The sequence below is a fragment of the Rhodovulum imhoffii genome (assembly GCF_003046545.1).
Lineage (GTDB): Bacteria > Pseudomonadota > Alphaproteobacteria > Rhodobacterales > Rhodobacteraceae > Rhodovulum > Rhodovulum imhoffii.
Genome location: NZ_QAAA01000004.1, coordinates 74,086 through 97,259, shown reverse-complemented (window position 1 = coordinate 97,259; position 23,174 = coordinate 74,086). Strand labels below are relative to the sequence as shown.

Genomic DNA, 23,174 nt, shown 5'->3' with positions numbered 1-23,174 from the left:
CCCGCCCTTTGCCCCGAAAGGACCCGCCTGATGCCGTATGCCGCCCATGACACGCTTTGCGCGCCTGCGCGCGCCATCCCCGGATCTGGCGCATCGGTGCGGGAATCGCCCTCATCGGGCTGGTCTGTCTGGGGCCGATCCATGGCGCCTTCAGCCTGATCCCCGGAATGATGGGGAACGCGCGGCGGCCTCGGCCTTCGACAACGTCTTTACCCAAGCCCTGATCAGTCGAGACACCCTTCTTTTGCTGCTGTCCTTTGCCGGTCTGGCGGTCGGCACGGTGCTGGCCGCACGGGTTCTGAACGGGCGCGGGTTTCCGGCCTGACCGGGCCGCTGCCGCAGGCGGCAACCGATTTCCCGCGCGTTTTCAAAGGGCTGTCGGTCCTTTGCCTCTTGGTGGGCGTTCTTGTGCCTTCCGGGCCGGTTTGCAGCCCAATCTGGACACGGAAATGTGGTTGCGCGTGCTGCCGCTGGCCTTGCCCGCCATCCCGATCCAGACCGGGTCGGAAAAGCTGTTCTTCCGCAGCTGCCTGCAACAGCAGCTGACCGCACGGGTACGCGCGCCCCTGATCTGGCTTCCAGTGCCCTCGGCTTTGTTCGCGATAGGCCATTACGTCCCGGAAGATGCGGGGGAAAATGCCCCGGCAATGGTGCTTTGGGCGGGGGCCTTCGGGCTGGCCGCGGCGGACCTGGCAGCACGAACCGGCCCCCGGGCGCGGCGGTGGGGGTGCATTTCGCGAACGACGTTCTGGCGATCCTGTTCGTCTCATTGCCCGACCCGGCATCGGGGCTGGCCTTGTCTACATACCCGTTAACAACGGACGATGCTGGCCTGTTGTCCCTGATCCGGATCGGCCTTGCCATGATCGGGGTCGGCTGGCTGACATGCCGGGCCGTCTTGCGGATGTAAGTTGCCCCCCGGCGTGCAAATGGATAGCGTGTGCAAAATCTCAGGCAGGTCTTCAATGCCCAGTCCCGAATTCGATACCTACATCGCCCCGGCCCGGCTTTACGCCGAACCCTGGCGCCTGTTGACCGGGCTTGGGGTGATACTCCTCATCTACCTTGGCGGCTTTTCCATCATGCTGGTAGGGGCCTACCCGGTGCTTGGGCCGCTGGGATATTTCGGCTGGATGCAGGGGCTGACCACCCTGGAAACGCCGGGGCACGTGCTGTTCTTGCTGGCCAGTTTCCTCGGCATGGGGCTGGGGGTACTGATCGCCACGCCCGCCCTGCATTACCGTGAGCCGGGCAGCCTGTTCGGCGCTTTGCGCGACACCCTGCGCGGGTTTTTCCGCACGCTGCTGGTTCTGGTCCCGATCTATGGCCTGCTGACCGGCGCGGCGATTGCCCTGCTCCCCCCCGAGACCAACCTCGCCCCGGCGCAGTGGCTGCGGCTGTTGCCGGTGGCGGTAGCGCTGTTGTTTATCCAGACAACATCAGAAGAACTTCTGTTCCGCGGGTACCTGCAACAGCAACTGGCGGCGCGGTTTGCCGCACGGATTGTCTGGATGGGACTCCCCGCGCTTTTCTTCACCGCGCTGCACTTCAACCCCGATGCGGGCTCCAATCTGCCTTTGATCCTTGTTTCGACCTTTCTCTTCGCCCTGTCGGCGGCAAATCTGACCGAGCGCACGGGCAACCTCGGCGCGGCAATGGGCTGGCATTTCGTAAATAATTTCAATGCCCTTATGATTATTTCTCTCAAGGGGTCGATCACCGGGCTGTCGCTTTTCGTGACCCCCTTTGACATCTCGGACACCGCCATCGCCCCCTATGTGTTCGTCTTTGACCTGATCGTGCTCGTGGTGGTCTGGCGCATTCTGCGCGCGGTGCTTTGATCCTGCGCAGGTGATTGCAATTCAGACCCGCCCGGCTTATTTCACGGCGCAGACCGAGCGGAGGGCGCCCACCCCATGAACTGGATCAACAACTATGTCCGGCCCAAGATCAACTCGTTGTTCTCGCGCCGCGAAATGCCTGACAACCTGTGGACCAAATGCGACGACTGCGGAACGATGCTGTTCCACCGGGAACTGAGCGACAACCTCAACGTCTGTACCAATTGCGGCTACCACATGGGGATCACCCCGCGCGACCGCTTCCTGACGCTTTTTGACAACGGCATGTTCACCGAGGTCGAGGTGCCCAGACCCACCCCGGACCCGCTGAGTTTTCGCGATCAGAAACGTTACCCCGAACGGATGAGATCCGCCCAGCGCAAGACCGGCGAGAAAGAGGCGATGCTGGTCGCCGAAGGGGAGATCGGCCGCACCCCCGTCATCTGCGCGGCACAGGATTTCAGCTTCATGGGCGGCTCGATGGGGATGTATGTGGGCAACGCCATCATCGCCGCCGCCCAGCGCGCTGTAAAGCTCAGGCGTCCGCTGATCCTGTTCTCTGCCGCCGGGGGGGCACGGATGCAGGAAGGCATTCTCAGCCTGATGCAGATGCCACGCTCCACCGTCGCGGTACAGATGCTCAAGGAAGCCGGCCTGCCCTATATCGTGGTTCTCACGCACCCGACCACCGGCGGGGTCACGGCCTCATACGCGATGCTGGGCGACGTGCATATTTCCGAGCCCGGCGCGCTGATCTGTTTTGCAGGCCCGCGCGTGATCGAACAGACCATCCGCGAAAAACTGCCCGAAGGCTTCCAGCGCGCCGAGTACCTTCTGGATCACGGCATGCTGGACCGCGTCACCCCGCGCACGAAGATGCGCGAGGAACTGATCACCATCACCCGCCTGCTGATGGGATTGCCCCCCGCCGTGCGGGGCGACCTGCCGCCCCCGGCAAAGATGTCCTCGGGCGGGATGCAGGACGACGAAAGCGACCAGCCCGTCAGCCGCGACCAGCCCCCCGTACGTCCCGACAGCCAGGCGCCTGTCGAGGGAAGCGACGATTCGTGACCGCCCCAAGCGACGCGCTGCTGGCGCGAATGATGGAATTGCATCCCAAGGTCATCGACCTGACCCTGGACCGGGTATGCCGGCTTCTGACTGCGCTGGACAATCCGCAAACCCGGCTGGCCCCGGTGGTGCATATCGCCGGGACCAACGGCAAGGGATCGACCCTGGCGATGATTCGCGCCGGGCTGGAAGCCGCGGGCCAGCGTGTCCAAGCCTATACTTCGCCACATCTGGCACGATTTCACGAACGCATCCGGCTGACGGACGGGCTGATCGCGGAGGAGGCGCTGAGCGCCGTTCTGGAGGACTGCTCCCGTGCCAACGGCGCCACACCCATCACCTATTTCGAAATCACCACCGCCGCAGCCCTGCTTGCCTTTTCGCGCAACCCCGCGGATTACACCCTGCTTGAGGTCGGGCTGGGCGGGCGGCTGGATGCCACCAATGTGGTCGACCGTCCCGCGCTGACGGTGATTACCCCGGTCTCCATCGACCACCAGCATTATCTTGGCACCACGCTGGCCGAAATTGCCGCCGAAAAGGCCGGCATTCTGAAACGCGGCGTGCCCTGCATCGTCGCCCCGCAGGCTGACCCGGCACTGGACGTGATCGAAGCCCGCGCCGCCCGGCTTGACGCCCCGCTGATGACCTTCGGTCAGCACTGGCATGTCGGGGAAGACCGCGGGCGATTGATCTATCAGGACGAACACGGCCTGCTGGACCTGCCACTGCCACGCCTGATCGGGGCGCACCAGGTCTTCAACGCGGGCACGGCGATTGCCGCCTTGCGTCGTCTCGGTTTTGACGAGCCTGCGGCAGAGGCCGCAATGACGAAGGCCGACTGGCCCGCGCGCCTGCAACGGCTGCGCCACGGTCCGCTGACGGACTCCGGGGCAGAGGTCTGGCTGGACGGCGGGCACAACCCCGCCGCCGGGGCCGCACTTGCCGAGGCCCTGACACGCCTGCCGCCGCGACCGCTGCACCTTGTTTGCGGGATGTTGAACACCAAGGATGTAAGAGGTTACATGCGCCCGCTGGCCGGGCAGGCCCACAGCCTGACCGCTGTGTCGATCCCCGGCGAGGCCGCAACCTTGCCCGCCAGCGCCACCGCCGAGGCCGCCCGCGATGTCGGGTTGCCCGCCACGACCGCGCCCGACCTTCTCACGGCTGTCCGGCGAATCGCGAAAGACAATCCGGGCGCGCGCATCCTGATCTGCGGGTCGCTCTACCTCGCCGGGCAGGTATTGCGGGAAAACGGCTAGGTCTCTGCGGCCCAGTCCGCGCCCTGCATCTCGCGCAGGCGGCTGGCGGTGCGCTCAAACTCGAACGCGCCCTCGCCTTCCATATAAAGCATCTCCGGCTCAGCGGCCGCCGAAACGATCAGGCGCACGCGGGCCTCGTAGAGCGCATCGATCAGCGTAACGAAGCGGCGCGCTTCATTGAAATTCTCGCTGGAGAGGCGGGGAATCTCCTCAAGGATCAACACCCGCACGGCCTTGGCGATGGCCAGGTAATCGGCCGGGCCAAGCGGCTGGGCACACAGATCCCAGAACGTCGCCCGCGCAACCCCGTTGCAAAAGAACGGCAACTCCACCGCGCGACCCTTGACCTTCAGGATCAGCGGCGCGCGCCCCTCCCCCGCGAAATCGCGCCAGATCTCGTCGATCGCAGCGCGCGCCAGCCTGTCCGCCGGGGTGAAATACACATCCGCCCCCGACAGCCGATTCTGCCGGTAATCTGTGGCAGAGGCCAGGTGCTGAACCTCCAGCCATTCTTTCAGGAGCGCGATGAAAGGCAGGAACCGTTCGCGCTGCAACCCGTTCTTGTACAGATCGTCAGGCACGCGATTCGAGGTTGTGACCACCGTCACCCCGGCTTCGAACAGCAACTGAAACAACCGCCCCACGATCATCGCGTCGGTAATGTCGGTGATCTGCATCTCATCGAAACACAAAAGCCGCAGGTCCGTGGCAATATCGGTGGCAACAGGGGCAAGGGCATCATCCTTGCCGCTTTTCCGGGCCGCGTGCAGCCCGGAATGAACGTCCTGCATGAACGCGTGGAAATGCACCCGGCGCTTGCCCGTTACCTGCACGGTATCGAAGAACAGATCCATCAGCATGGATTTTCCGCGCCCGACGCCGCCCCACAGATAAAGCCCGCGCACCCTGTCAGGCGTCTTTGCCTTGCGGAACAGGCCGCGCCTGGGCGCCGATGACGGGCTTTCCAGAGCCAGCCGGATACGTTCCAGCGCCGAAAGAGCCGCCACCTGCGCGGGATCGGCATAAAGATCCCCCGCCTCGACACGAGACTGGTAAACATCGCGAAGCGTCATGGGCGGCTATCTAGGCCGCGAACCCGGGAAAGGAAAGTGCTTAGCCCGCGCCCCGCCATGCGTTCAGAATATACCGGGCCGTCATCAGGTCCAGATGCGCACCGCCGCCGTTCTTGAACAAGGTGATCGCATCCTCCGACGGCCGGGCAAATCCTCCCGATGGCAGGTCGTAGAAATCGGCCACGATGTCGGCGCGCGTGATGGTTCCCTCTGCCAGCGGAATCTTCATCTCCCCGATATGGTCAAGCGTGGTCGCCCGGCTGTCCACGAACAGCGCCGCACGGGTCAGCGCAGCATCGTCGGCCTCACGCATATCGGGGCGAAAGGCCCCGATCAGATCCACATGCTGGCCTGGCTGCAACCAGGCCCCCCGCAGGACAGGTGTCGTGCTGAGCGTCGCGCAGGTGACGATGTCCGCACCCCGCACGGCGGTTTCAAGGTCATCGGCAACCGTTGCGCCATGGGTCCGGGCGAACCGCGCCGCCCCCTCGGGCGAGCGGTTCCAGACCGCGAACTCCGCCCGCGGAAACAGGCTGCCATAGGCAGCCCGCAACGCCCCGGCCACAGCCCCCGCCCCCACGATCAGGATGTCGCGGCTGTCCGGCCGGGCCAGCTTCGCCGCACCCAGAAGGCTGTCGCCCGCGGTTTTCCAGCGCGTGACAAGATGGAAATCGATGATCGCCTCCAGCCCGCCATCGGCGTCGGAATAAAGGCTTACGCCGCCATTCACCGCCGGTTTGCCCGCCTGCGCGTTGCCGGGAAAAATCGTGGCCGTCTTGACCAGCGCGCCCAGCCCGTCGATCCACGCCGCCCGGTTCAACAGCGTGTCCTCCCCGCGATATAAAAAACTGTCGCCAATCTCGGCACGCGGCAGACGGTGCCCCGCCTCCAGCGCGCCGATCAGGCCGGGCCAATCCAGCAGGGAGCCCGCACTGGCGGGGATCAGATCAGGCGGCATGGGGGCCCTCATGGGGTAACAGGCCCTCCGCCATCAGCCGCGCGGCCAGATCCGGTGCACCGGCAAACAGATGCGTTTGCCACCCTCGCGCCCGGGCGGCGGCAATATTTTCCGGGCGGTCATCCGTAAAAAGCAAGGCCTCGGGCGGCAGGCCGCAATCTTCCTCGACCGCCGCATAAATCGCCGGGTCCGGCTTTGCCAGCCGCAATGCGCCGGACAGGTAGGTGCGGTCGAATTCCTTCAGCACCGGATACGCGGCGCGGGCGAGATCGAACGGGCCGAGCCCGAAATTCGACAGCGCAAAAACCGGCACGCTGCGCGCCTTCAATGCCCGCAACAGGGTCGCCGTCCCCGGAATGGCGGGAGACGCCATCTGAAGCCACGAATCATGCCAGAGGCGAATCTCCTCGGAATATGCCGGGTGTTTGTCCGCCAGCGCGCAGACGGTCTCCCGAAACGGTGCGCCAAGATCCAGGGCCGCGTTCATCCCCTCCAGATCCACCGCATCGAACAGCGCCGCCTGCCGGGCGGCACCCAGCCGCGCCCGGTAAAACCGGACGGGCTGCCAGTCAATCAACACGCGACCGATGTCAAAGACAACGGCCTTCATCCGCAGAGCGCTTCGGCGTGAAAGGCGACATGGTCTTCCATGAAGGTGGAAACGAAGAAGTAGCTGTGGTCATAACCCTTTTGCAGACGGAACGCGCCGGGATGGCGGGTTTCGGCCATCGCGGTAGCAAGAGACTGGGGCATCAGCGCCTCGATGAAAGGGTCGTCTGTCCCCTGATCGACAAGGATCGGCCCGTCGAACCCCGCTGTGCGCAAAGCCAGCGTGGCATCATGGCGTGCCCAATAGTCTCCATCCTCTCCCAGATAGGCATGGATGGCCTTTTTGGCCCAGTCCGACTGGCTGGGGTTGGCAATCGGCGCAAGTGCCGAAACGGAGGCGAATCGTCCCGGACAGGCCATCGCCAGTGTCAGCGCCCCATGCCCCCCCATGGAATGACCGCAAATGGCCTGGCGCTCCTCATCGATCTGGAAGGTGTCGACCAGAAGGCGCGGCAGTTCCTCGGCCAGATACCCCCACATCTGGTAGTTTTCGGCCCAGGGATTTTGGGTTGCGTTCACATAAAATCCTGCGCCCTGTCCAAGGTTGTAAGCCTCGTCGTCGGCGACGCCCTCCCCCCGCGGGGAAGTGTCGGGAAAGACCAGCGCAAGACCCCGTTCGGCGGCCCATTGCTGCGCCCCGGCCTTTGTCATGGCGTTTTCGTGGGTGCAGGTCAGACCCGAAAGATACCACAGCACCGGCACCGGGGCGTGGCGGGCTCTCTCAGGGAGGAAGACACCAAAGGTCATATCGCATTTGCACAGATCAGAGCGGTGACGATACACCCCCTGAACGCCGCCAAAGCACTTGTTTTCAGACACGGTTTCCATCCGATCAACCTCCAGCTGCAAGACCCGGTGCGCCCGGCGTAACCCGTCGCGCCCCGCCGGGCAAGCTCAGCGCATACCGACCAGCGCGATCACTGTGGAAATGGTAAGGATCGACAGCGAGGTGGAAAGAAAAATCGCCGTCGAAACACGTTGCGGGGCAACCCCGTAATGCTGGGCGAGAATAAACACATTCCCCGCCACCGGCAGGGCCGCAGCGGCAATCATCACCCCGGCGGCGTATGGCTCTACCGGGATCAGGACCAGTGCCGTGAGCGCCACCGCCGCCGGATGCAGGACAAGCTTTGCAAAGGCCAGCCACGCGGCCACCTCGATGCGTTCAGCCGACTTGGTGGCCAGAGACGCCCCAATGGCAAACAGCGCGCCCGGTGTCGCCGCAGCCCCCAGAATGGTGACGAAATCGTTCAGGGGCTGGGGCATCGGCAGGCGCAGCCCCGACCACGCAAGCCCCAGCGAGATCGACACGATCATCGGGTTTTTCAAAAGCCCGGCCCCCACCGTCCGCAGGATCGCCGGAGACATCCGTCCATCGCGGGCCCCGGTGATGAGAATCACGATCAGGCTGCCGAAAACGATCAGGTCGACCGCCAGCATCAGCATCACCGGGCCGATCGCATCCTCTCCCAGCAAAAGCACCAGCATCGGGACGCCAAGAAAGCCGACATTGCCGATGACGGCGCACTGGGCCTCGACCGCGGCCTCATCGATGCCGCGGCGGCGAAGCAGTGCGACCCCTGTCGCCAGCAGGTAGACCGCCCCCGTCGCTGCAAGATAGGCCAGCACGAAGCGCCCGTCGAAGACCTCTGCCAGGGTCAGGTTCGCCGAGAAGCGAAACAACATTGCCGACAGCGCAAAGTAGAAAACGAACCGCGTCAGGTAGGCCGTGGCCTCAGGCGTGAAGAAACGCGTCCGGCCCGCCCAGTAGCCAAGGGCGATCAGCGCAAAAAACGGCAGGGTTTCCAGAAAAACGGACAGCATGAAAGCCCCCTAGCACGGGGCGCGCCGCATGGGAACGGCTTACCCCGACCCGATCAGCACCCCCGCCGCAAAGACCAGCGCGCCCCCCAGAACCACCTGAAACGCGGCCCGCAGGAAAGGGGTATCCATGTATTTCTTCTGAATCCACGCGATGGCCCAAAGTTCCACGAAGACCACGATCATGGCGATGATCGTCGCGGTCCAGAAATGGGGAATAAGATAGGGCAGCGCGTGCCCAAGCCCGCCGATGGCGGTCATTACGCCCGAGGCGATGCCGCGCTTGATGGGGGAACCGCGGCCCGAAATTTCGCCGTCATCAGAGGCCGCCTCGGTGAAACCCATGGAAATCCCCGCCCCAACCGAGGCAGCAAGCCCGACAAGGAATGTCGTCCAGGTATCCTGCGTGGCAAAGGCCGTGGCGAAGATCGGCGCGAGCGTGGAAACCGAGCCGTCCATCAACCCCGCCAGTCCCGGTTGAACCCAGGTCAGTACGAACTGGCGATGGGCGGTGCGGGCCTCCTGCTCCCGGCTGTCTTCATCGACATGTTCGCCCACCAGCTTGTCGGCGGCGGCGGTATGGCCGGCCTCGGCGGCGGCAAGATCTCCCAGCAGCTTGCGCGTGGTGGCATCTTGCGTACGCTGGGCGGCCCTGGTGTAGAAATTGTGGGCATCGCGCTCCATCATCTCGGCTTCTTCGCGGATACGCTCGATCCCCAGGTTCTGTATCAGCCAGACAGGGCGGCGCGCGTAATAGCCGGAGACATGCTCCCGCCGGATCAGCGGGATGACATCGCCAAACCGCTGTTGATGCATTTCGATCAGGCGGCGGCGATGGGTGTCTTCCTCTGCCGCCATATCCTCGAACACCTTGGCGGAGTCCGGGTAATCGGCCCGGAGCTGTTCGGCGTAGATGCGGTAAATGCGGGCGTCGTCCTCTTCGGACGAAATCGCCAATGCAAGGATTTCCTGTTCGCTGAGATCTGAAAAGCGGCGGCGCTGGCTGACTCCCGGAATCATGGGAACTCCTATATTTGGAACTATTCTAAAATATCGCTGAACAAGGGTGGATCAACCCCGTTTTGCCCCGGCCCCGATATCGGGACCACCGGGCCAAACGCCGCGTCTAATCCAACCGCCGCAGCTGCAGCTGGTTGCCCACGCGCCGCGTCTCGAATCGCTTCAACTCCTTTACAAGTTCGGACAGCTTGCGTTTGCCGTAGGTGCGGGTGTCAAAATCGGGCATGTCGGCGGTGATGTACTGGCCGATCTGGCCCAGCGTGTACCATTCGTCCTCTTCCTGATTGATCTTGTCCATCGCGCGCAGGATCATCTCGCTCACCTCCATGGGCGGGCGCTTGCCGCTGACGGGGGCGCCTTTATGGGGAACGGGATCGTCCACGATATTCTCGATCAGGACAAATCGGTTGCACACATTGCGCAGGCTAAGCGGTGTCTTCGCCTCACCGATACCGATCACATCCAGCCCCTGTTCGCGAATACGGCTGGCCAGGCGGGTAAAGTCGCTGTCCGATGAAACCAGAACGAACCCGTCGAAACGGCCGGAATGAAGGATATCCATCGCATCGATCACAAGCCCGATATCGCTGGCATTCTTTCCACGGGTATTCGCGGTTTCCTGATGCGCGACAAGACCCAGCGAAAGCACTTTTTCTCCCCAGGGTTTCAGCCGGTCCGACGACCAGTCGCCATAGACGCGGCGCAGGGCAGGCTCCCCAAACGCGGTGACTTCCTTGAGAATCGCCTCGGCATGGCGGGCAGGGATGTTATCGGCGTCGATAAGAACAGCAAGAACGGGAGTATCTTTGGCCATCTGAAGCTCCGTCAGGGGTGGGGTGTCAACGTTTTGAACAGGATCAGCGCGTCCACGAACCCAAAGCGCGGGTGATCAAACGCGCCAGGCAGGCGCCCCACACTCCGGAACCCGGCCCGCTCCCAAAGCTCCAGAGCCCGGGTATTGCTGGACACGACAAAATTGAACTGCATCGCGCGATACCCCCGCGCGCGGGCGGTGTCCAGCGCGTGATCCAGCATCGCCCGCGCTACGCCCTGCCCCTGTGCTGCCGGGGCGGTCGCAAACCCGCAATTGCACACATGCGCGCCGCCGCCCTTCTGATTGGCACACAGGAAATAGGTCCCCAGCACCTCTCCCGTCACGGCCACGAACGCCTCATGCCCCCCGGACCAATACGCCAAAGCATCCGCGCGGGAAATGTCACGGGGCAGGCAGTAGGTCTCCCCGGCGCGGAATACGGGGCGCAGGATCTCCCAGATCGCATCGTCGTCTGCTTGCGTGGCCGGACGGATTCGCATCATACGTCCCCCACACCCGGACGGGAGCCGATTCCGGCCTGCATCGGATCGACCCCCATCTTGCCCTGCCCGATCTTACCCTGAATGTCCCCACCCGCAACCACGGGGGGGACGCTGCGCCCGCGCGCCGCGCCGGAGGCAGCAGCCTTGTACCTGCGTCTGGGGACACACCGGACCGGGCCGGTGGAGTTTTCCGCCCCCGCGGATACGCCGGGGCCGCGCCCTCCCCCGCAGCCGACATGGCGGGGCCGGTCGTAAGATGCGCCTTCGGGCGCTTTTGCACCGGCGGTCTCGGGCAGGACGGCAAAGGCCGTCGCGACTCGGGTTCTCATGGCATTCCCCTGTTCGGAGCGCGATGTTGGCAGGGAACAGGACAACTGCCAACCCAACGCATCTAGGCCTGCAACGGTTGAGACCGGTTCTTCGCATGGCGCTCCGCCAGTTTGCGCCCCTGGCGGCCAGTGACAAACAGGCGCGCCGGATCGGGCAGGCGGTCATGGTCCAGCGTCGCCAACTCGGGGAACAGGGTGAATATCTCCTGCCGCGCTGCGGGGGAAAGCGACTTCAGCGCCTGCGGCCCGGTGTAAAGGGATTCCGCCTCGGCCCCGTTGGCAAAGACGATCTCATGCCGGTCGAAAAGCAGATGGAAATACTCCGCCCCGTGCGCGCCGCCGGCAGGCTCGACCCCGTCGACGGACAACAGGTGCTTGGCCGCGACAAGCACCTCCTCCACCTCGAACATACGGCCGACGATACGGGAATTCACCAGCACCCGATGCTGGGGCGACACCAGAAGATCCCGTGACGGCCGCCCCACACCCAGCGCCCCGGCACGGATGCGGATCGGGCGCAGGTTTTCCTGGGCGGCAAGTTCGCGCGCGCCAAGCCGTGTTCCACCAATCCAGCGCAGCGGGCGCGCACCGTGGTCCTTGGTCAGAACGCGGTCCCCCTGGCGCAGGTTCTCGACAGGAACCGGGCCGCCTTCGGTTTCGATCAGCGTACCGCGGGTAAAGCAGATGGGGGCCTCGATCTCCTTGAAATCGACGGTCCATGTATCGGTGCCGTCGGTGACCCGAATCGTTCCCGTCCAGGAATTGCCGTCCGAATCCATCTTCCCGCTGTAGGATCCGGCGACCTTTTTCAGACCATTCAGGTCAATCTTGTCATAGTCGTCAGCATCGTCCGGGGCGCTACTGCCGGAGCCGCCATCAATGAAGAACGTGTCTCCCGCCCCGGTCTGACCGGTGTCGAGTGAGAAAGTATCCCGGTCGCCGCCCCCCTCGGCGCGGTCGCCGGATCCGACCACCAGAAGATCATTGCCCGCACCCCCGTCAAGCGTATCGGAACCATCCCCGCCATCGAGAATGTCAGCCCCCGCGCCGCCTTCCAGCGTATCGTCCCCGGCCTCGCCGTAGAGCACATCGTCGCCGGCACCGCCGAACAAAAGATCCGCCCCGGTACCGCCATACAAACTGTCGTTTCCGGCGTCGCCCGAAAGCGTATCATTGTCGGCAAGCCCGAACAGCCGGTCGTTCCCGTCACCGCCGTAAAGGGTGTCCCTCCCTTCATCGCCGCGCAGAACGTCATCGCCGGCTCCGCCATCCAGAAGGTCATCGCCCGCCCCACCGGACAGGCTGTCATTGCCGCCCATGCCGCGCAACGTGTCGTCCCCGCCCTCACCAAGCAGGGTATCGTTGCTGTCCGGAAAGACATAAAGCGTCTTCGTCTGGCCACCGCTTGCGTCGATTCCGTTATCCAGCGGATCAAGGAAAGTCTGTACCAGCGCACCGGTTTCCGGGTCCACCACGACATAATTGGCGCCCCGGACGACATCCACGACATTACCGCCAGCCGGCAACCCCGAGGCAACCAGAACAAGCGTGCCATCGGGATTGATGTGATAAAGATCGACCGGCGTTCCATACGCGTTGGAAATCTTCACCGGGGATGTCGCCGCCCCCGCCGACCAGGCGACATCGGAGGCATAGGCGGTCACGTCCAGAGTACTTTGCGCCGTGCCGCCGACCCGCGTTGCACCCCCCGAGGTCAGGACACCGTACTGGTCCCCGACGAGGCTGTCATTGCCGTCCCCCCCCCGCAGCAGGTCCCAGCGGTTGCCGCCATAGATCGTGTCGTGCCCCTCCCCGCCAAGAAGGGTATCCACGCCCGCGCCGCCATCGAGAAAGTCATTTCCATCCTGGCCGTAAAGTTTGTCTTCCTGCCCCTGGCCAAAGAGGAAATCATCGCCCGTACCTCCGAAAACAGTGTCGGCCTGCGATCCGGCGAAGACGGTGTCGCTCCCGCCGCCGGCGGTTATGCTGTCTTCGTCATCACCGCCGTGAATCTCGCTGTTGCCGTCGCCCTCGATGATGACGTCTTTACCCGTACCGGCGTAGATGAGGTGATCTCCGGGATCGGCCACGACCGTGTCATTGCCCGTACCGGCATAGATCGTATCGTTGCCCCCGTCGGAAACGATGCTGTCATTCCCCGCCCCTGCATCGATATAGTCGTTTCCGGGCGGAGGCGGGGCAGTGACGCCAAAAGACACATCGCCGATGCCGACCTCCCCGTGCGCATCGTAAAAGACGACCTCATCATCGTCGACCCGGACATAGCCATCCCCGTCTTCCAGAATCACCTGAATGGACGTGACTTCCCCCAGAACCCGGACGGTCACATCCCCCGTTCTCCATCCCCCCTGAACGCTGTTGCCCGAAACCCTGTGCCCGATGTCCAGCCCCGTGAACTCGACCGGCAGCCGGTTCCCGTACTGGTCAAGCGCGATGATGGTGACCTTGTCTTTCCAAGCCCCCTCAACATCGTCCCACTCCCCATCGTCAAAATCGCCGATCACGCCGGCATCGACATCGAAAAGCGTGAACGTCGCATCCTGAACCGCGGTATCGAAACTGATCGTCGTTGTATGGGTCGCGCGGGACAGGGTCTGACTGGGAATGTAATAGCTGCCCGCCGCGTGCTCGTTCCACTCGACACGCCCCCCCGACGGACCTTCGATGGTCACCGCGACATCCGTTCCCCCGGCCGATACGGTCGTGCTGGCGTCGCCATACCTGTCGGTCGTGACATCCGACCAGTCCAGAATGCCTTGGGCCGTGTAAACACCCCGATCGCCGTAGACGACGTCATCGCCCTCACCGGAAAAGATACGGTCATCCCCGCCGCTGCCGAAGACGGTGTCATCGCCCGGTCCGGACTCGACGGTATCGTCGCCGCCATTGGCCTGTACGACGTCATCGTCCGACCCATCGGGGGCGTCCTGATTGTCGATCCGGTCACGTTCGGGGTCAGACCCATAGCCGGCATGAATGCTGTCCGAACCGGACGTACCGTCGACGATGTGAGGTCCTGTCGCGTTTTCAAGCGTATCGTGGGGAATGTCTGCCATGTCTTTCAATCCGGTTTTGACAACGGTTCCGCCGCGTGGCGCGGATTCCGCCGCGTGGCGGTGTCGAACTTAAGGGCTTGGGGTTGTGGGGGCGTAAACACCGCTAAAACGGGACGAAAACCATCCCTTCCGGTGGAAGGGGAAACCGCACACCGAGGTCCGTCAGATATGGAGTCTTAAAACAAACCGCTTCCCTGCGCGTCAGGCGGGCCGGTATCGGCGCACACCCAGCGCAGTCGGTAACGTAGGCTATGCGTGTGCGTTCTCACGTCGTCTCTCCGCGTCACGGCCTTTCAACTTTCACGCTTGCGACGAGAGGTCAACAGCCCTCTGGGGAAAAAAGATCGACCTTACCACTTTTAGCCGAGTTTCGGCAAAACATTGCAAAACAAACAAAAATTGAAGCTATTTTGGAGCATAACCTGAAAGCCGGCACATACCTTCAGCCCACTGCCGCCTGTTCATCCTGTCTTTGCCGCACAATTGCACGCTTCGAAATCAGCGACGCCGAGATCACCCCAACCGTCACGATCCCGATAATGATCGTGGACAGCGCGTTGATTTCCGGGCTGACCCCAAGCCGCACGGAAGAAAATATCTTGATCGGCAGGGTCGTCGCGGACGGTCCCGCCGTAAACGAGGCGATCACCAGATCGTCCAGCGACAGCGTGAAGGCCAGAAGCCACCCGGCGATGACGGCCGGGGCAATGATGGGCAGGGTCACGCTTTTGAAGGCATCCCACGGCGTGCACCCCAGATCCAGCGCCGCCTGCTCCAGCGACTCGTCGAAGGTCGCCAGCCGCGAGGACACCACGACAGACACGTAACACATGGAAAACGTCGCATGGGCCAGCACGATGGTGATCACGCCACGCTCCAGCCCCACGGCAATAAACAGCAGCAGCAAAGACAGGCCGGTGATGACTTCGGGCATCACCAGCGGGGCATAGATCATGCCTGAAAACAGGGTTCGCCCGTAAAACCGCCCCGCCCGCACCATCACGAAAGCCGCCATCGTCCCCAGAACCGTCGCAATGGTGGAGGAGAACACTCCCACCCTCAGCGTCACCCAGGCGGCATCCAGGAAGGCCTCATTGCGCAGCAATTCACCGTACCAGCGGGTGGAAAACCCTGCCCAGACCGTCACCAGTTTCGACGCGTTGAAGCTGTAGACGATCAGGATCAGCATCGGGATATAAAGGAACGCAAAGCCCAGCGTCAGCGCGACGATGTTGAACCAGCTCAGCCGTTTCATCGGTTGGCCTCCCGCTGTTTCTGCTCATTGCGCTGGAAAAGGATGATCGGCACGATCAGAAGCAAAAGCAACACGATGGCCACCGCCGAGGCCACCGGCCAGTCGCGGTTGGCAAAGAACTCCTCCCACAGCACCTTGCCGATCATCAGCGTTCCGGACCCTCCCAGAAGCGAGGGGATCACAAACTCCCCCAACGCGGGGATAAACACCAGAAAGCACCCCGCCACCATGCCGGGACGGGCAAGCGGAAAGGTCACGGACCAGAAGGCCGACAGCCGCGAACATCCCAGATCCTCGGCCGCCTCCAGAAGGCTTTCGTCCATTCTCTCCAGCGTCGCGTAGACCGGCAGGATCATGAACGGCAGGTAGGTATAGACGATGCCGATATAGACCGCGATATCGGTGTTGAGCAGTGTCAAAGGAGTCCCGATCACCCCCAGCCCCATCAGGGCCTGGTTCAGAAAGCCTTCGTTCGACAGGATGCCCATCCACGCGTAAACGCGGATCAGGAAGCTTGTCCAGAACGGCAGGATGACCAGCATCATCAGCGCCGGGCGCCACTCCTGCGGGGCGCGGGCCATGGCATAGGCAATGGGAAACCCGGCCAGAAGGGTCAGAAAGGTCGAGATCAGTGCAATCCGCAGGCTGGACAGGTAGGCCTTCCAATAAAGATCGTCTTCGGAGAGGAACCAGAAATTCTCGAGATCAAGCGCCGCGAAGAACCGTTTCACACCTGACCACCCCTGGGAAAAATCCATCGTCGGGGTGTAGGGCGGGATCGACAGCGCATAATCGGACAGCGCGATTTTCAGGACAATTCCGAACGGCACCAGGAACAGGACCAGCAACCAGAGATAGGGAACCCCGATCAGAACGCGGCGGGCCAGCATCTGCGCCTCCTACTCCGGCAGGACGATACCGGCGGTATCGGTCCAGGACAGCCATACATCGTCTTCCCAGGCGATACCCCGGCGGGAAATGCGCCGCACATTGGCCATCTGGCATTTCAGCCGCACCCCGTCCGGCAAAAGCACCACATAAGTGGACATGCTGCCCAGATAGGCGATGTCTTCGACCTTGCCGCGCACCTTGTTGTGCACCGCGCCGGGGTCATCCTTGGAAATGGTGATCTTCTCGGGGCGTATCGCCAGCGCGCCGGGCCCGCCTGCGGACAGCCCCGGTGCGGCGGTACCCCGCAGAGGGGGCTTTCCCTCGGCCCAGACGATTTCCGCGATATCGCCGTCGACCGCCGCGACATGTCCGCGGATGATGTCTATATCTCCCACGAAATCGGCAACGTAAACCGAGTTCGGTGCTTCGTAGATGCGGTCGGGCGTATCCACCTGCACCAGCCGGCCATGGTCCATTACCGCGATGCGGCTGGCAACGGTCATCGCCTCTTCCTGGTCGTGGGTCACGATCACGAAGGTTGTCCCGGTCTTCTCCTGAATATCCATCAGTTCGAACTGGGTCTGCTGGCGCAACTTCTTGTCCAGCGCCCCAAGAGGCTCGTCCAGCAGCAAGAGCTTCGGCCCTTTCGCCAGCGCCCGCGCCAGCGCCACGCGCTGGCGCTGGCCGCCCGAAATCTGATGCGGCTTGCGCCGGGCGAACTTGCCAAGCTGGACAAGACGCAGCATCTCCTCCACCCGGCCGGCGATCTCGGATTTCGGCATGTCGGAGCGTTTCAACCCGAAAGCGATGTTGTCATATACCGTCAGGTGCGGAAACAACGCGTAGGACTGGAACATCATGTTCACCGCCCGCCGGTTGGGCGGCACCCCCTTCATGTTCTGCCCGGCGATGGTAATCGCCCCCTCGGACGCGTCTTCGAACCCCGCCAGCATGCGCATCAGCGTGGTCTTGCCACAGCCCGACGGACCGAGAAGCGCGAAGAACTCACGTTCGTAGATGTTCAGGTCGATATTGTCGATCGCGGTGAAGTCGCCGTACCGTTTCGTGACGCCCTCAAAGCGGATCAGGGGGACGGCATCAGCTTTTTTCCAAGGCGCGAAGGCCGTATCGTCAAGGGATGAAGTCATACGGATTACCCAAACGAAAAGCGCGGCGCCCAGGAGCGGGCGCCGCCACTATCACGTACCGGACTTGATGCGTGTCCACATCCGCGTGGCGCTGCGCTGTACCTTCGGCTCCCACGCCCGGACGGTGAAGAGTTTGTCCAGCACTTCGTCGGTCGGGTAGATCGCCGGATCGCCGATCACGTCGGGCTCAAGAAAGGCCTGTGCGGCCTTGTTGCCGTTGGCGTAATAAACATAGTTAGACGCGGCGGCCATGTTCTCGGCCTCCATGATGAAATTCAGGAACTTGTGCGCCCCGTCCGGGTTGGGCGCATCGATCGGAATGGCCATCATGTCGAACCACATCTGCGCCCCCTCCTTGGGCGCATGGAAGGCAATCTCCACTCCATTGTCGGCCTCGGCCGCGCGGTCCCGGGCCTGAAGCACGTCTCCCGACCAGCCGATCGCCACACAAATATCCCCGTTGGCCAGCGCGTTGATGTATTCGGAGCTGTGGAACTTGGCAATATAGGGCCGGATGGCGGCAAGAACCGGCTCGGCCTTCTCGATGGTATCGGTATCCTGCGCATCCGGGTTCTCGCCCAGATAGGCCAGCGCGGCAGGGATCATCTCGGTCGGGGCGTCCAGCATGTGCACACCGCAACCGGCCAGCTTTTCCATGTTGGCAGGGTCGAAGACCAGCTCCCAGCTGTCGATGGGCGCGTCTTCGCCCAGAACCTCGCGGACCATGCCCACGTTCACACCGATCCCCGTGGTGCCCCACATGTAGTTCACGGCGTACTGGTTGCCGGGATCGTAAATTTCGACCCGCTGCTTGACCATATCCCAAAGATTCCCGGCATTTGACAATTGCGAGAAATCGAGCGCCTGAAACGCCCCCGCCGCGATCTGGCGTTCCATGAACGACGCCGACGGCACCACCACGTCATAGCCCGAACCGCCCGCCAGCAGTTTCGTCTCCAGCACTTCGTTGCTGTCGAATACGTCATAGATCAGATCGACCCCGGTCTCGGCTTCGAACTTTTCCAGCAGGCTCTCGTCGATATAGTCCGACCAGTTGAAAACGCGCACCTCCTCGGCCCCGGCGGTTCCGGCAGCCATGGCCAGCACGGCAGAAAGCATGATTCTTGTCTTCATTCCGACCTCCCTTGCGCGATGCAGAATATGATCATATTCATCTTCGGGCAAGCGGTGGCCCTGCGGATGCAGAATCAGCCCCCCGCCCTCGTCAAGAATTCACGTTAGCGCATCGGTGGCCCATGCCAAGCCCAGAGATGAAAACCCCCGAGCATGAGGCGATCTATCGAAAGGTCCGCGGGATGATCCTGTTCGGGGCGCTGCCGCCCGGCCAGGCGGTGACGATTCAGGGGCTGTGCGCGGTGACCGGCGCAGGCGCGACCCCGGTGCGTGAGACGATCCGCCGCCTGACCGCCGAAGGCGCGCTGGAGGCGCTGGGCAACCGGCGCGTTTGCGTTCCCCGGACGACATCGGAAAAGCTGGCGCAGATCCACTTCCTTCGCCGCCACCTGGAACCCGAACTGGCCCGGCTCGCCACGCCGCACATGACCGACAAAGAAATTCATTTCATTGAAGAAAAGGACAATGAAGTAAATATTGCCATCGCCGCCGGGGACGCGGGCGGCTACCTTGAGGCCAATTACCGTTTTCACTTCGGCCTCTATGCTGTGGCAGGCGCGGATGTCCTGCACCATACGGCACTGTCCCTTTGGGTGCGAATGGGCCCATCCCTGCGCGTGGTTTGCGGGCAGGTGGGCACCGCCAGCCTGCCCGACCAGCACCGGGCCGTGCTTGCGGCGCTGCGCCGGCGCGATCCCGCCGCCGCCGCGCGCGCCCTCCTGGACGATATCGACCAGGGCTACACGCTGGTTGCGCGGACCCTCGGCGAAACGCAGGAGCCCCTGTCATAATTCAGACATCCCACCCAAAATATGATCAGAAATCTTACGGCCTTCCCTCCCGAGATATCGATGGACATCCTGACTGCGAACGACACACCCGGCCACTACCCGCCGTCCTATTACGCCGCGCGGGCCACGCCGCTGCCGCCCTTTCCCGCCGCACAGGGGGCGCTGCACTGTGACGTCTGCGTGGTGGGCGGCGGCTATACCGGCCTGTCGGCGGCCCTGCACCTTGCCGGACGCGGCTACGACGTACTGCTGGTGGAAGCGCAGCGGGTCGGCTTCGGAGCCTCGGGGCGAAATGGCGGACAGGCCGGACAGGGCCAGCGCCTGGACCAGGAGGAGCTGGAGAAGATACTGGGGCAAGAGCACGCCCGCGCCCTGTGGCGTCTGGCCAACGACGCCGTCGCACTTGTCCGCGATCTCGCCGGTCGGAAAGAAGTGCGCACCACGTTTCACCCCGGCGTGATCCATGCCGATCACAAGCCGCGCCATGCCCGCCACAGCCGCGCCTATGCTGAAAAGCTGGCCACGGATTACGGGTATGACAAGATCCGCTTCCTCGACCGGCGGGAAATCCGCGCGCGGGTGGCCTCACCGCTTTACCATGGTGGGACTCTGGACATGGGCGCGGGGCATCTGGACCCGCTGGAGTTCGCGCTGGGCCTGGCCCGGCTGGCCAAAGCCGCAGGGGTGCGCATTCATGAGGGCAGCCGCGTGCTCCATATCGAGAAGGGCGCCCCGGCCCGGATCGTCACCGACACCGCCAGGATCACCGCCAGCCACGTTGTCCTGGCCTGCAACGGCTATCTGGGCAAACTGGAACCGCGCGTCGCACACCATGTCATGCCGATCAACAACTATATCGTCGCCACAGAACCTCTGGGCGCGCGGCAGGCGGAAATCATCCGCGACAATACCGCGGTGGCCGACAGCAAGTTCGTCATCAACTACTTCCGGTTTTCCGACGACCACCGGCTGCTTTTCGGCGGCACGGAAAGCTATGGCTACCGCTTCCCCCGCGACATCGCAGCCAAGGTCCGCAGGCCGCTGGCGCAGGTGTTTCCGCAACTGGCCGATGTCCGGCTGGATTACGCGTGGGGCGGCACACTGGGCATCACGCTGAACCGTATGCCGTATTTCACACGGCTTTCGGGCAATATGCTCAGCTTGTCGGGCTATTCCGGGCACGGCCTGGCATTGGCGACGCTGGCCGGGCAGATCGCCGCCGAAGCCATCGCCGGACAGGCGGAGCGGTTCGACCTGATGGCCAGTGTTCCCACCCTGCGCTTCCCCGGCGGCCCGGCCCTGCGCCATCCGCTTCTGGTGCTGGGAATGATCTGGTTTTCCCTGCGCGACCGTTTGTGAAGGAGTCCCCATGTCCGCCTATGCCGGAACCGGCGCCCATGCGCCCAGTTACTATGCAGCCACCGCCAACACCAGACGTCTGCGCCCGGGACTGGAAGGCGCGCAAAGCGCCGATATCTGCGTTGTCGGGGCGGGGTATTCAGGCCTCTCCACCGCGCTGCACCTGGCAGAGCGGGGATACGACGTGGCCGTGGTGGAGGGCGCGCGCATTGGCTGGGGCGCGTCCGGACGCAATGGCGGGCAGATCGTGAACGGGCTGAACGCATCCCTGAAAACGATCGGGCGGCGCTATGGCGCGGAAACCTTGCGTTTCATCGCCGGGCTGGTGATGGAAGGCGGGGACATCATCCGCGAAAAGGTCGCCCGTTACGATATCCGCTGTGACCTGAAACCCAACAACATCTTCGCCGCCTGCACCCGAGCCCAGATGCGGGACCTGCGGGAGCGCCACGCGCTGTGGCGCAGTCACGGAATTACCAGCCAGCATCTGCTGACACAGGAAGAGATCCGCGCCCATGTCGGATCCGGGGTCTACGCTGGCGGAATGCTCGACGAAAAGGGGGGCCACATGCACCCGCTGAACCTCGCGCTGGGGGAGGCCGACGCGGTCGAATCCCTCGGCGGGCGGATTTACGAGATGTCCCCCGTGCTGAAGGCCGACACCGGGATACCGATGGTACACACCGCCCGCGGCACGCTGCGGTGCAAGACGCTGGTGTTGTGCGGCAACGCCTATCTGGGCCATGTCGTGCCCGCGCTGGCGCCACGGGTCATGCCTGTCTCCACCCAGGTCATGGCGACAGAACCGCTGGGCGAAGACCGGGCCCGTGCGCTGCTGCCCGGCGATGCCTGCGTGGAAGACATTCGCTATATCCTCGACTATTATCGCCTGTCGGCGGACAGGCGGCTCCTGTTCGGTGGCGGCACGGTCTATGGGGGAACCGACCCGCAGAACATCACCGCCAAACTGCGCCCGAACATGCTGAAGGTATTTCCCCAACTCGCAGACGTGAAAATCGACCACGCCTGGAGCGGCAACTTCGCGCTGTCCTACAGCCGGGTCCCCCAGATGGGGCGGCTTGGCACAAGCACCTACTTCGCCCACGGCTACAGCGGCCACGGCGTTACCGGCAGCCATACCTTCGGCCGTATCCTGGCCGAGGCCATCGACGGGGACCTGACCCGCTTTGACGTGTTCGCGGGCCTGCCCTGGCTGCCCTTCCCCGGCGGGCGGGCGCTACGGGTGCCTTATTCGGTTCTTGGGTCATGGTATTACGGGCTGCGCGACAGGCTGGGGCTATGAAGCAGGCGCAAGGGGTTTTCTGCGGCATTGACGCGACATGACATTTTGTCGCTCTTGTGTTCCGGAAATTACCCGGACACCCGTGTTAAGCTAGTCTTTCAATGGGTTGAATTACGAGGAGAAATTACATGATCCACCCGAAGATGCCTTCGGTGTGTGCTGCATTGTGCTGCACCGCCGTTGTCGCAGGGGCACCCGTGTTCGCAGGCGGTCTGGCCCCCAACGTGGAAGAACCTGAAATTATTAGTGCTGCGCCGATTGCTTTTACGATTTTTGAAGGTGTGTATGCAGGGGCATCCCTGGGTTTTGCGTTTGGCGGGGATGACCGTGTCGGTTTGCGCGATCCGGTCCCGAAATACAACGCCGGCAAGCTGGAGCTGGGCGGCGTGCTGGGAGATCTGCATCTGGGCTACCGCTGGCGCAACTACAATCTCGTCTATGGCGGCGAGTTGGGCGTGAGTTTCGGGAATGTCGAGGACTCGACCACCGACAAGGGTGTGAAATCCGAATCCTCCCTGAACACGGCCATCACCCTGCGCGGCAGCGTGGGCCAGATGGTGCGGGACGACACTCTGCTTTACGGTTTCGCCGGTCTGTCACGCGGCAGCTTCGATTACAGCGTCAAGGGGACCGATGCCGGTGGAGACATCGGAATTGACGATGACTTCGACCGCACGGGTTATGTGCTCGGCGTCGGGATGGAGCGCGCAATGAGCGAACGCTGGTCCGTACGCGGTGAATTGCAATACAGCAATTACGGCAAGGAAAAACTGACAGGCCCCAACGATCACGCCACCTACGCAACGCCCGATTACTTTTCTCTGAACCTGGGCGTGAATTTCCAGTTCTGACCGAAGGTCTTCTTCTTGATACTCCGGGCCGACCCGCAGGATCGGCCCGGATCCGCCTGGCGCG

24 protein-coding genes are annotated in these 23,174 nt (G+C 63.3%); 10 read left to right on the top strand and 14 right to left on the bottom strand.

The window, feature by feature from the left end:
* The first annotated feature begins 46 nt into the window (after positions 1 to 46).
* From C8N32_RS04800 to C8N32_RS04780, 6 genes are all read left to right on the top strand, one after another.
* On the top strand, positions 47 to 325 hold the full coding sequence (locus tag C8N32_RS04800; RefSeq protein ID WP_107891341.1) for a hypothetical protein: 279 nt from the start codon (positions 47 to 49) through the stop codon (positions 323 to 325).
* 124 nt (positions 326 to 449) lie between these two features.
* Entirely contained in the window at positions 450 to 815 is a 366-nt protein-coding gene (locus C8N32_RS04795; protein ID WP_242509437.1) for a CPBP family intramembrane glutamic endopeptidase, read from the top strand.
* Positions 728 to 910 carry a hypothetical protein gene (locus C8N32_RS15275; protein ID WP_244905899.1) on the top strand — a complete coding sequence of 61 codons (183 nt, stop codon included), beginning with the start codon at positions 728 to 730 and terminating at the stop codon, positions 908 to 910. Before C8N32_RS04795 ends, C8N32_RS15275 begins: the two co-directional genes overlap by 88 nt.
* Positions 911 to 965: 55 nt before the next feature.
* Positions 966 to 1,841, top strand: coding sequence for a CPBP family intramembrane glutamic endopeptidase (locus tag C8N32_RS04790; protein WP_170106733.1), 876 nt, complete (start codon positions 966 to 968; stop codon positions 1,839 to 1,841).
* A gap of 75 nt (positions 1,842 to 1,916) precedes the next feature.
* Positions 1,917 to 2,912: an acetyl-CoA carboxylase, carboxyltransferase subunit beta gene (accD, locus tag C8N32_RS04785; RefSeq protein WP_107891339.1), complete on the top strand. Its 996-nt coding sequence runs from the start codon at positions 1,917 to 1,919 to the stop codon at positions 2,910 to 2,912.
* Entirely contained in the window at positions 2,909 to 4,174 is a 1,266-nt protein-coding gene (locus C8N32_RS04780; RefSeq protein WP_107891338.1) for a bifunctional folylpolyglutamate synthase/dihydrofolate synthase, read from the top strand. Before accD ends, C8N32_RS04780 begins: the two co-directional genes overlap by 4 nt.
* Here C8N32_RS04780 and zapE read toward each other — a convergent pair.
* The 14 genes from zapE to C8N32_RS04710 form a co-directional block, all read right to left on the bottom strand.
* Entirely contained in the window at positions 4,171 to 5,247 is a 1,077-nt protein-coding gene (gene zapE / locus C8N32_RS04775; RefSeq protein ID WP_107891337.1) for a cell division protein ZapE, read from the bottom strand. The genes C8N32_RS04780 and zapE overlap by 4 nt on opposite strands.
* A gap of 40 nt (positions 5,248 to 5,287) precedes the next feature.
* Positions 5,288 to 6,205: an ornithine cyclodeaminase family protein gene (locus C8N32_RS04770; protein WP_107891336.1), complete on the bottom strand. Its 918-nt coding sequence runs from the start codon at positions 6,203 to 6,205 to the stop codon at positions 5,288 to 5,290.
* Positions 6,195 to 6,821 (bottom strand): HAD family hydrolase, encoded by a 627-nt coding sequence (locus C8N32_RS04765; RefSeq protein ID WP_107891335.1) that lies wholly within the window; start codon positions 6,819 to 6,821, stop codon positions 6,195 to 6,197. Before C8N32_RS04765 ends, C8N32_RS04770 begins: the two co-directional genes overlap by 11 nt.
* Complete coding sequence (gene fghA, locus C8N32_RS04760; protein ID WP_107891334.1) at positions 6,812 to 7,642, bottom strand: S-formylglutathione hydrolase; 831 nt, start codon at positions 7,640 to 7,642, stop codon at positions 6,812 to 6,814. The genes C8N32_RS04765 and fghA overlap by 10 nt, the downstream gene beginning before the upstream one ends.
* A 66-nt stretch (positions 7,643 to 7,708) precedes the next feature.
* The gene (locus C8N32_RS04755; protein ID WP_107891333.1) at positions 7,709 to 8,638 is read right to left on the bottom strand and encodes an AEC family transporter; all 930 of its coding nucleotides are present in this window, start codon (positions 8,636 to 8,638) and stop codon (positions 7,709 to 7,711) included.
* A 39-nt stretch (positions 8,639 to 8,677) separates the two neighbouring features.
* Positions 8,678 to 9,655 (bottom strand): iron exporter MbfA, encoded by a 978-nt coding sequence (gene mbfA / locus C8N32_RS04750; RefSeq protein ID WP_107891332.1) that lies wholly within the window; start codon positions 9,653 to 9,655, stop codon positions 8,678 to 8,680.
* Positions 9,656 to 9,761: 106 nt separating this feature from the next.
* Positions 9,762 to 10,469: an NYN domain-containing protein gene (locus tag C8N32_RS04745; RefSeq protein WP_107891331.1), complete on the bottom strand. Its 708-nt coding sequence runs from the start codon at positions 10,467 to 10,469 to the stop codon at positions 9,762 to 9,764.
* An 11-nt stretch (positions 10,470 to 10,480) separates the two neighbouring features.
* Positions 10,481 to 10,969 (bottom strand): GNAT family N-acetyltransferase, encoded by a 489-nt coding sequence (locus C8N32_RS04740; RefSeq protein ID WP_107891446.1) that lies wholly within the window; start codon positions 10,967 to 10,969, stop codon positions 10,481 to 10,483.
* The gene (locus C8N32_RS04735; protein WP_107891330.1) at positions 10,969 to 11,301 is read right to left on the bottom strand and encodes a hypothetical protein; all 333 of its coding nucleotides are present in this window, start codon (positions 11,299 to 11,301) and stop codon (positions 10,969 to 10,971) included. Before C8N32_RS04735 ends, C8N32_RS04740 begins: the two co-directional genes overlap by 1 nt.
* Positions 11,302 to 11,363: 62 nt before the next feature.
* Complete coding sequence (locus tag C8N32_RS04730) at positions 11,364 to 14,378, bottom strand: Hint domain-containing protein (RefSeq protein ID WP_107891329.1); 3,015 nt, start codon at positions 14,376 to 14,378, stop codon at positions 11,364 to 11,366.
* Positions 14,379 to 14,820: 442 nt separating this feature from the next.
* Positions 14,821 to 15,633 carry an ABC transporter permease subunit gene (locus tag C8N32_RS04725; RefSeq protein ID WP_107891328.1) on the bottom strand — a complete coding sequence of 271 codons (813 nt, stop codon included), beginning with the start codon at positions 15,631 to 15,633 and terminating at the stop codon, positions 14,821 to 14,823.
* Positions 15,630 to 16,520 (bottom strand): ABC transporter permease subunit, encoded by an 891-nt coding sequence (locus tag C8N32_RS04720; RefSeq protein ID WP_107891445.1) that lies wholly within the window; start codon positions 16,518 to 16,520, stop codon positions 15,630 to 15,632. Before C8N32_RS04720 ends, C8N32_RS04725 begins: the two co-directional genes overlap by 4 nt.
* Before the next feature lie 12 nt (positions 16,521 to 16,532).
* A complete protein-coding gene (locus C8N32_RS04715; RefSeq protein WP_107891327.1) occupies positions 16,533 to 17,672 on the bottom strand; it encodes an ABC transporter ATP-binding protein in 1,140 nt (379 codons plus the stop codon).
* A gap of 51 nt (positions 17,673 to 17,723) precedes the next feature.
* The gene (locus C8N32_RS04710; RefSeq protein WP_107891326.1) at positions 17,724 to 18,806 is read right to left on the bottom strand and encodes a polyamine ABC transporter substrate-binding protein; all 1,083 of its coding nucleotides are present in this window, start codon (positions 18,804 to 18,806) and stop codon (positions 17,724 to 17,726) included.
* 137 nt (positions 18,807 to 18,943) lie between these two features.
* Here C8N32_RS04710 and C8N32_RS04705 point away from each other — a divergent pair, with 137 nt between their 5' ends.
* The 4 genes from C8N32_RS04705 to C8N32_RS04690 all read left to right on the top strand — a co-directional run bounded on the left by C8N32_RS04705 (position 18,944) and on the right by C8N32_RS04690 (position 23,110).
* The gene (locus C8N32_RS04705; RefSeq protein ID WP_242509436.1) at positions 18,944 to 19,597 is read left to right on the top strand and encodes a GntR family transcriptional regulator; all 654 of its coding nucleotides are present in this window, start codon (positions 18,944 to 18,946) and stop codon (positions 19,595 to 19,597) included.
* Between the two features lie 60 nt (positions 19,598 to 19,657).
* Positions 19,658 to 20,956 carry an NAD(P)/FAD-dependent oxidoreductase gene (locus C8N32_RS04700; RefSeq protein WP_107891444.1) on the top strand — a complete coding sequence of 433 codons (1,299 nt, stop codon included), beginning with the start codon at positions 19,658 to 19,660 and terminating at the stop codon, positions 20,954 to 20,956.
* A 10-nt stretch (positions 20,957 to 20,966) separates the two neighbouring features.
* Positions 20,967 to 22,259, top strand: coding sequence for an NAD(P)/FAD-dependent oxidoreductase (locus C8N32_RS04695; RefSeq protein ID WP_107891324.1), 1,293 nt, complete (start codon positions 20,967 to 20,969; stop codon positions 22,257 to 22,259).
* A gap of 128 nt (positions 22,260 to 22,387) precedes the next feature.
* On the top strand, positions 22,388 to 23,110 hold the full coding sequence (locus tag C8N32_RS04690; protein WP_107891323.1) for an outer membrane protein: 723 nt from the start codon (positions 22,388 to 22,390) through the stop codon (positions 23,108 to 23,110).
* The last annotated feature ends 64 nt before the right edge of the window (positions 23,111 to 23,174 follow it).

Bases quoted from the DNA above. Each gene is read 5' to 3' on its own strand.
- C8N32_RS04800 (WP_107891341.1), top strand. From the start codon at position 47: ATGACACGCTTTGCGCGCCTGCGCGCGCCATCCCCGGATCTGGCGCAT.
- C8N32_RS04690 (WP_107891323.1), top strand. From the start codon at position 22,388: ATGATCCACCCGAAGATGCCTTCGGTGTGTGCTGCATTGTGCTGCACC.
- mbfA (WP_107891332.1), bottom strand. From the start codon at position 9,655: ATGATTCCGGGAGTCAGCCAGCGCCGCCGCTTTTCAGATCTCAGCGAA.
- fghA (WP_107891334.1), bottom strand. From the start codon at position 7,642: ATGGAAACCGTGTCTGAAAACAAGTGCTTTGGCGGCGTTCAGGGGGTG.
- C8N32_RS04730 (WP_107891329.1), bottom strand. From the start codon at position 14,378: ATGGCAGACATTCCCCACGATACGCTTGAAAACGCGACAGGACCTCAC.
- C8N32_RS04735 (WP_107891330.1), bottom strand. From the start codon at position 11,301: ATGAGAACCCGAGTCGCGACGGCCTTTGCCGTCCTGCCCGAGACCGCC.
- C8N32_RS04770 (WP_107891336.1), bottom strand. From the start codon at position 6,205: ATGCCGCCTGATCTGATCCCCGCCAGTGCGGGCTCCCTGCTGGATTGG.
- C8N32_RS04705 (WP_242509436.1), top strand. From the start codon at position 18,944: ATGAAAACCCCCGAGCATGAGGCGATCTATCGAAAGGTCCGCGGGATG.
- C8N32_RS04740 (WP_107891446.1), bottom strand. From the start codon at position 10,969: ATGCGAATCCGTCCGGCCACGCAAGCAGACGACGATGCGATCTGGGAG.
- C8N32_RS04700 (WP_107891444.1), top strand. From the start codon at position 19,658: ATGGACATCCTGACTGCGAACGACACACCCGGCCACTACCCGCCGTCC.
- C8N32_RS04710 (WP_107891326.1), bottom strand. From the start codon at position 18,806: ATGAAGACAAGAATCATGCTTTCTGCCGTGCTGGCCATGGCTGCCGGA.
- accD (WP_107891339.1), top strand. From the start codon at position 1,917: ATGAACTGGATCAACAACTATGTCCGGCCCAAGATCAACTCGTTGTTC.
- C8N32_RS04695 (WP_107891324.1), top strand. From the start codon at position 20,967: ATGTCCGCCTATGCCGGAACCGGCGCCCATGCGCCCAGTTACTATGCA.
- C8N32_RS04755 (WP_107891333.1), bottom strand. From the start codon at position 8,638: ATGCTGTCCGTTTTTCTGGAAACCCTGCCGTTTTTTGCGCTGATCGCC.
- C8N32_RS04715 (WP_107891327.1), bottom strand. From the start codon at position 17,672: ATGACTTCATCCCTTGACGATACGGCCTTCGCGCCTTGGAAAAAAGCT.
- zapE (WP_107891337.1), bottom strand. From the start codon at position 5,247: ATGACGCTTCGCGATGTTTACCAGTCTCGTGTCGAGGCGGGGGATCTT.
- C8N32_RS04745 (WP_107891331.1), bottom strand. From the start codon at position 10,469: ATGGCCAAAGATACTCCCGTTCTTGCTGTTCTTATCGACGCCGATAAC.
- C8N32_RS04725 (WP_107891328.1), bottom strand. From the start codon at position 15,633: ATGAAACGGCTGAGCTGGTTCAACATCGTCGCGCTGACGCTGGGCTTT.
- C8N32_RS04790 (WP_170106733.1), top strand. From the start codon at position 966: ATGCCCAGTCCCGAATTCGATACCTACATCGCCCCGGCCCGGCTTTAC.
- C8N32_RS04795 (WP_242509437.1), top strand. From the start codon at position 450: ATGTGGTTGCGCGTGCTGCCGCTGGCCTTGCCCGCCATCCCGATCCAG.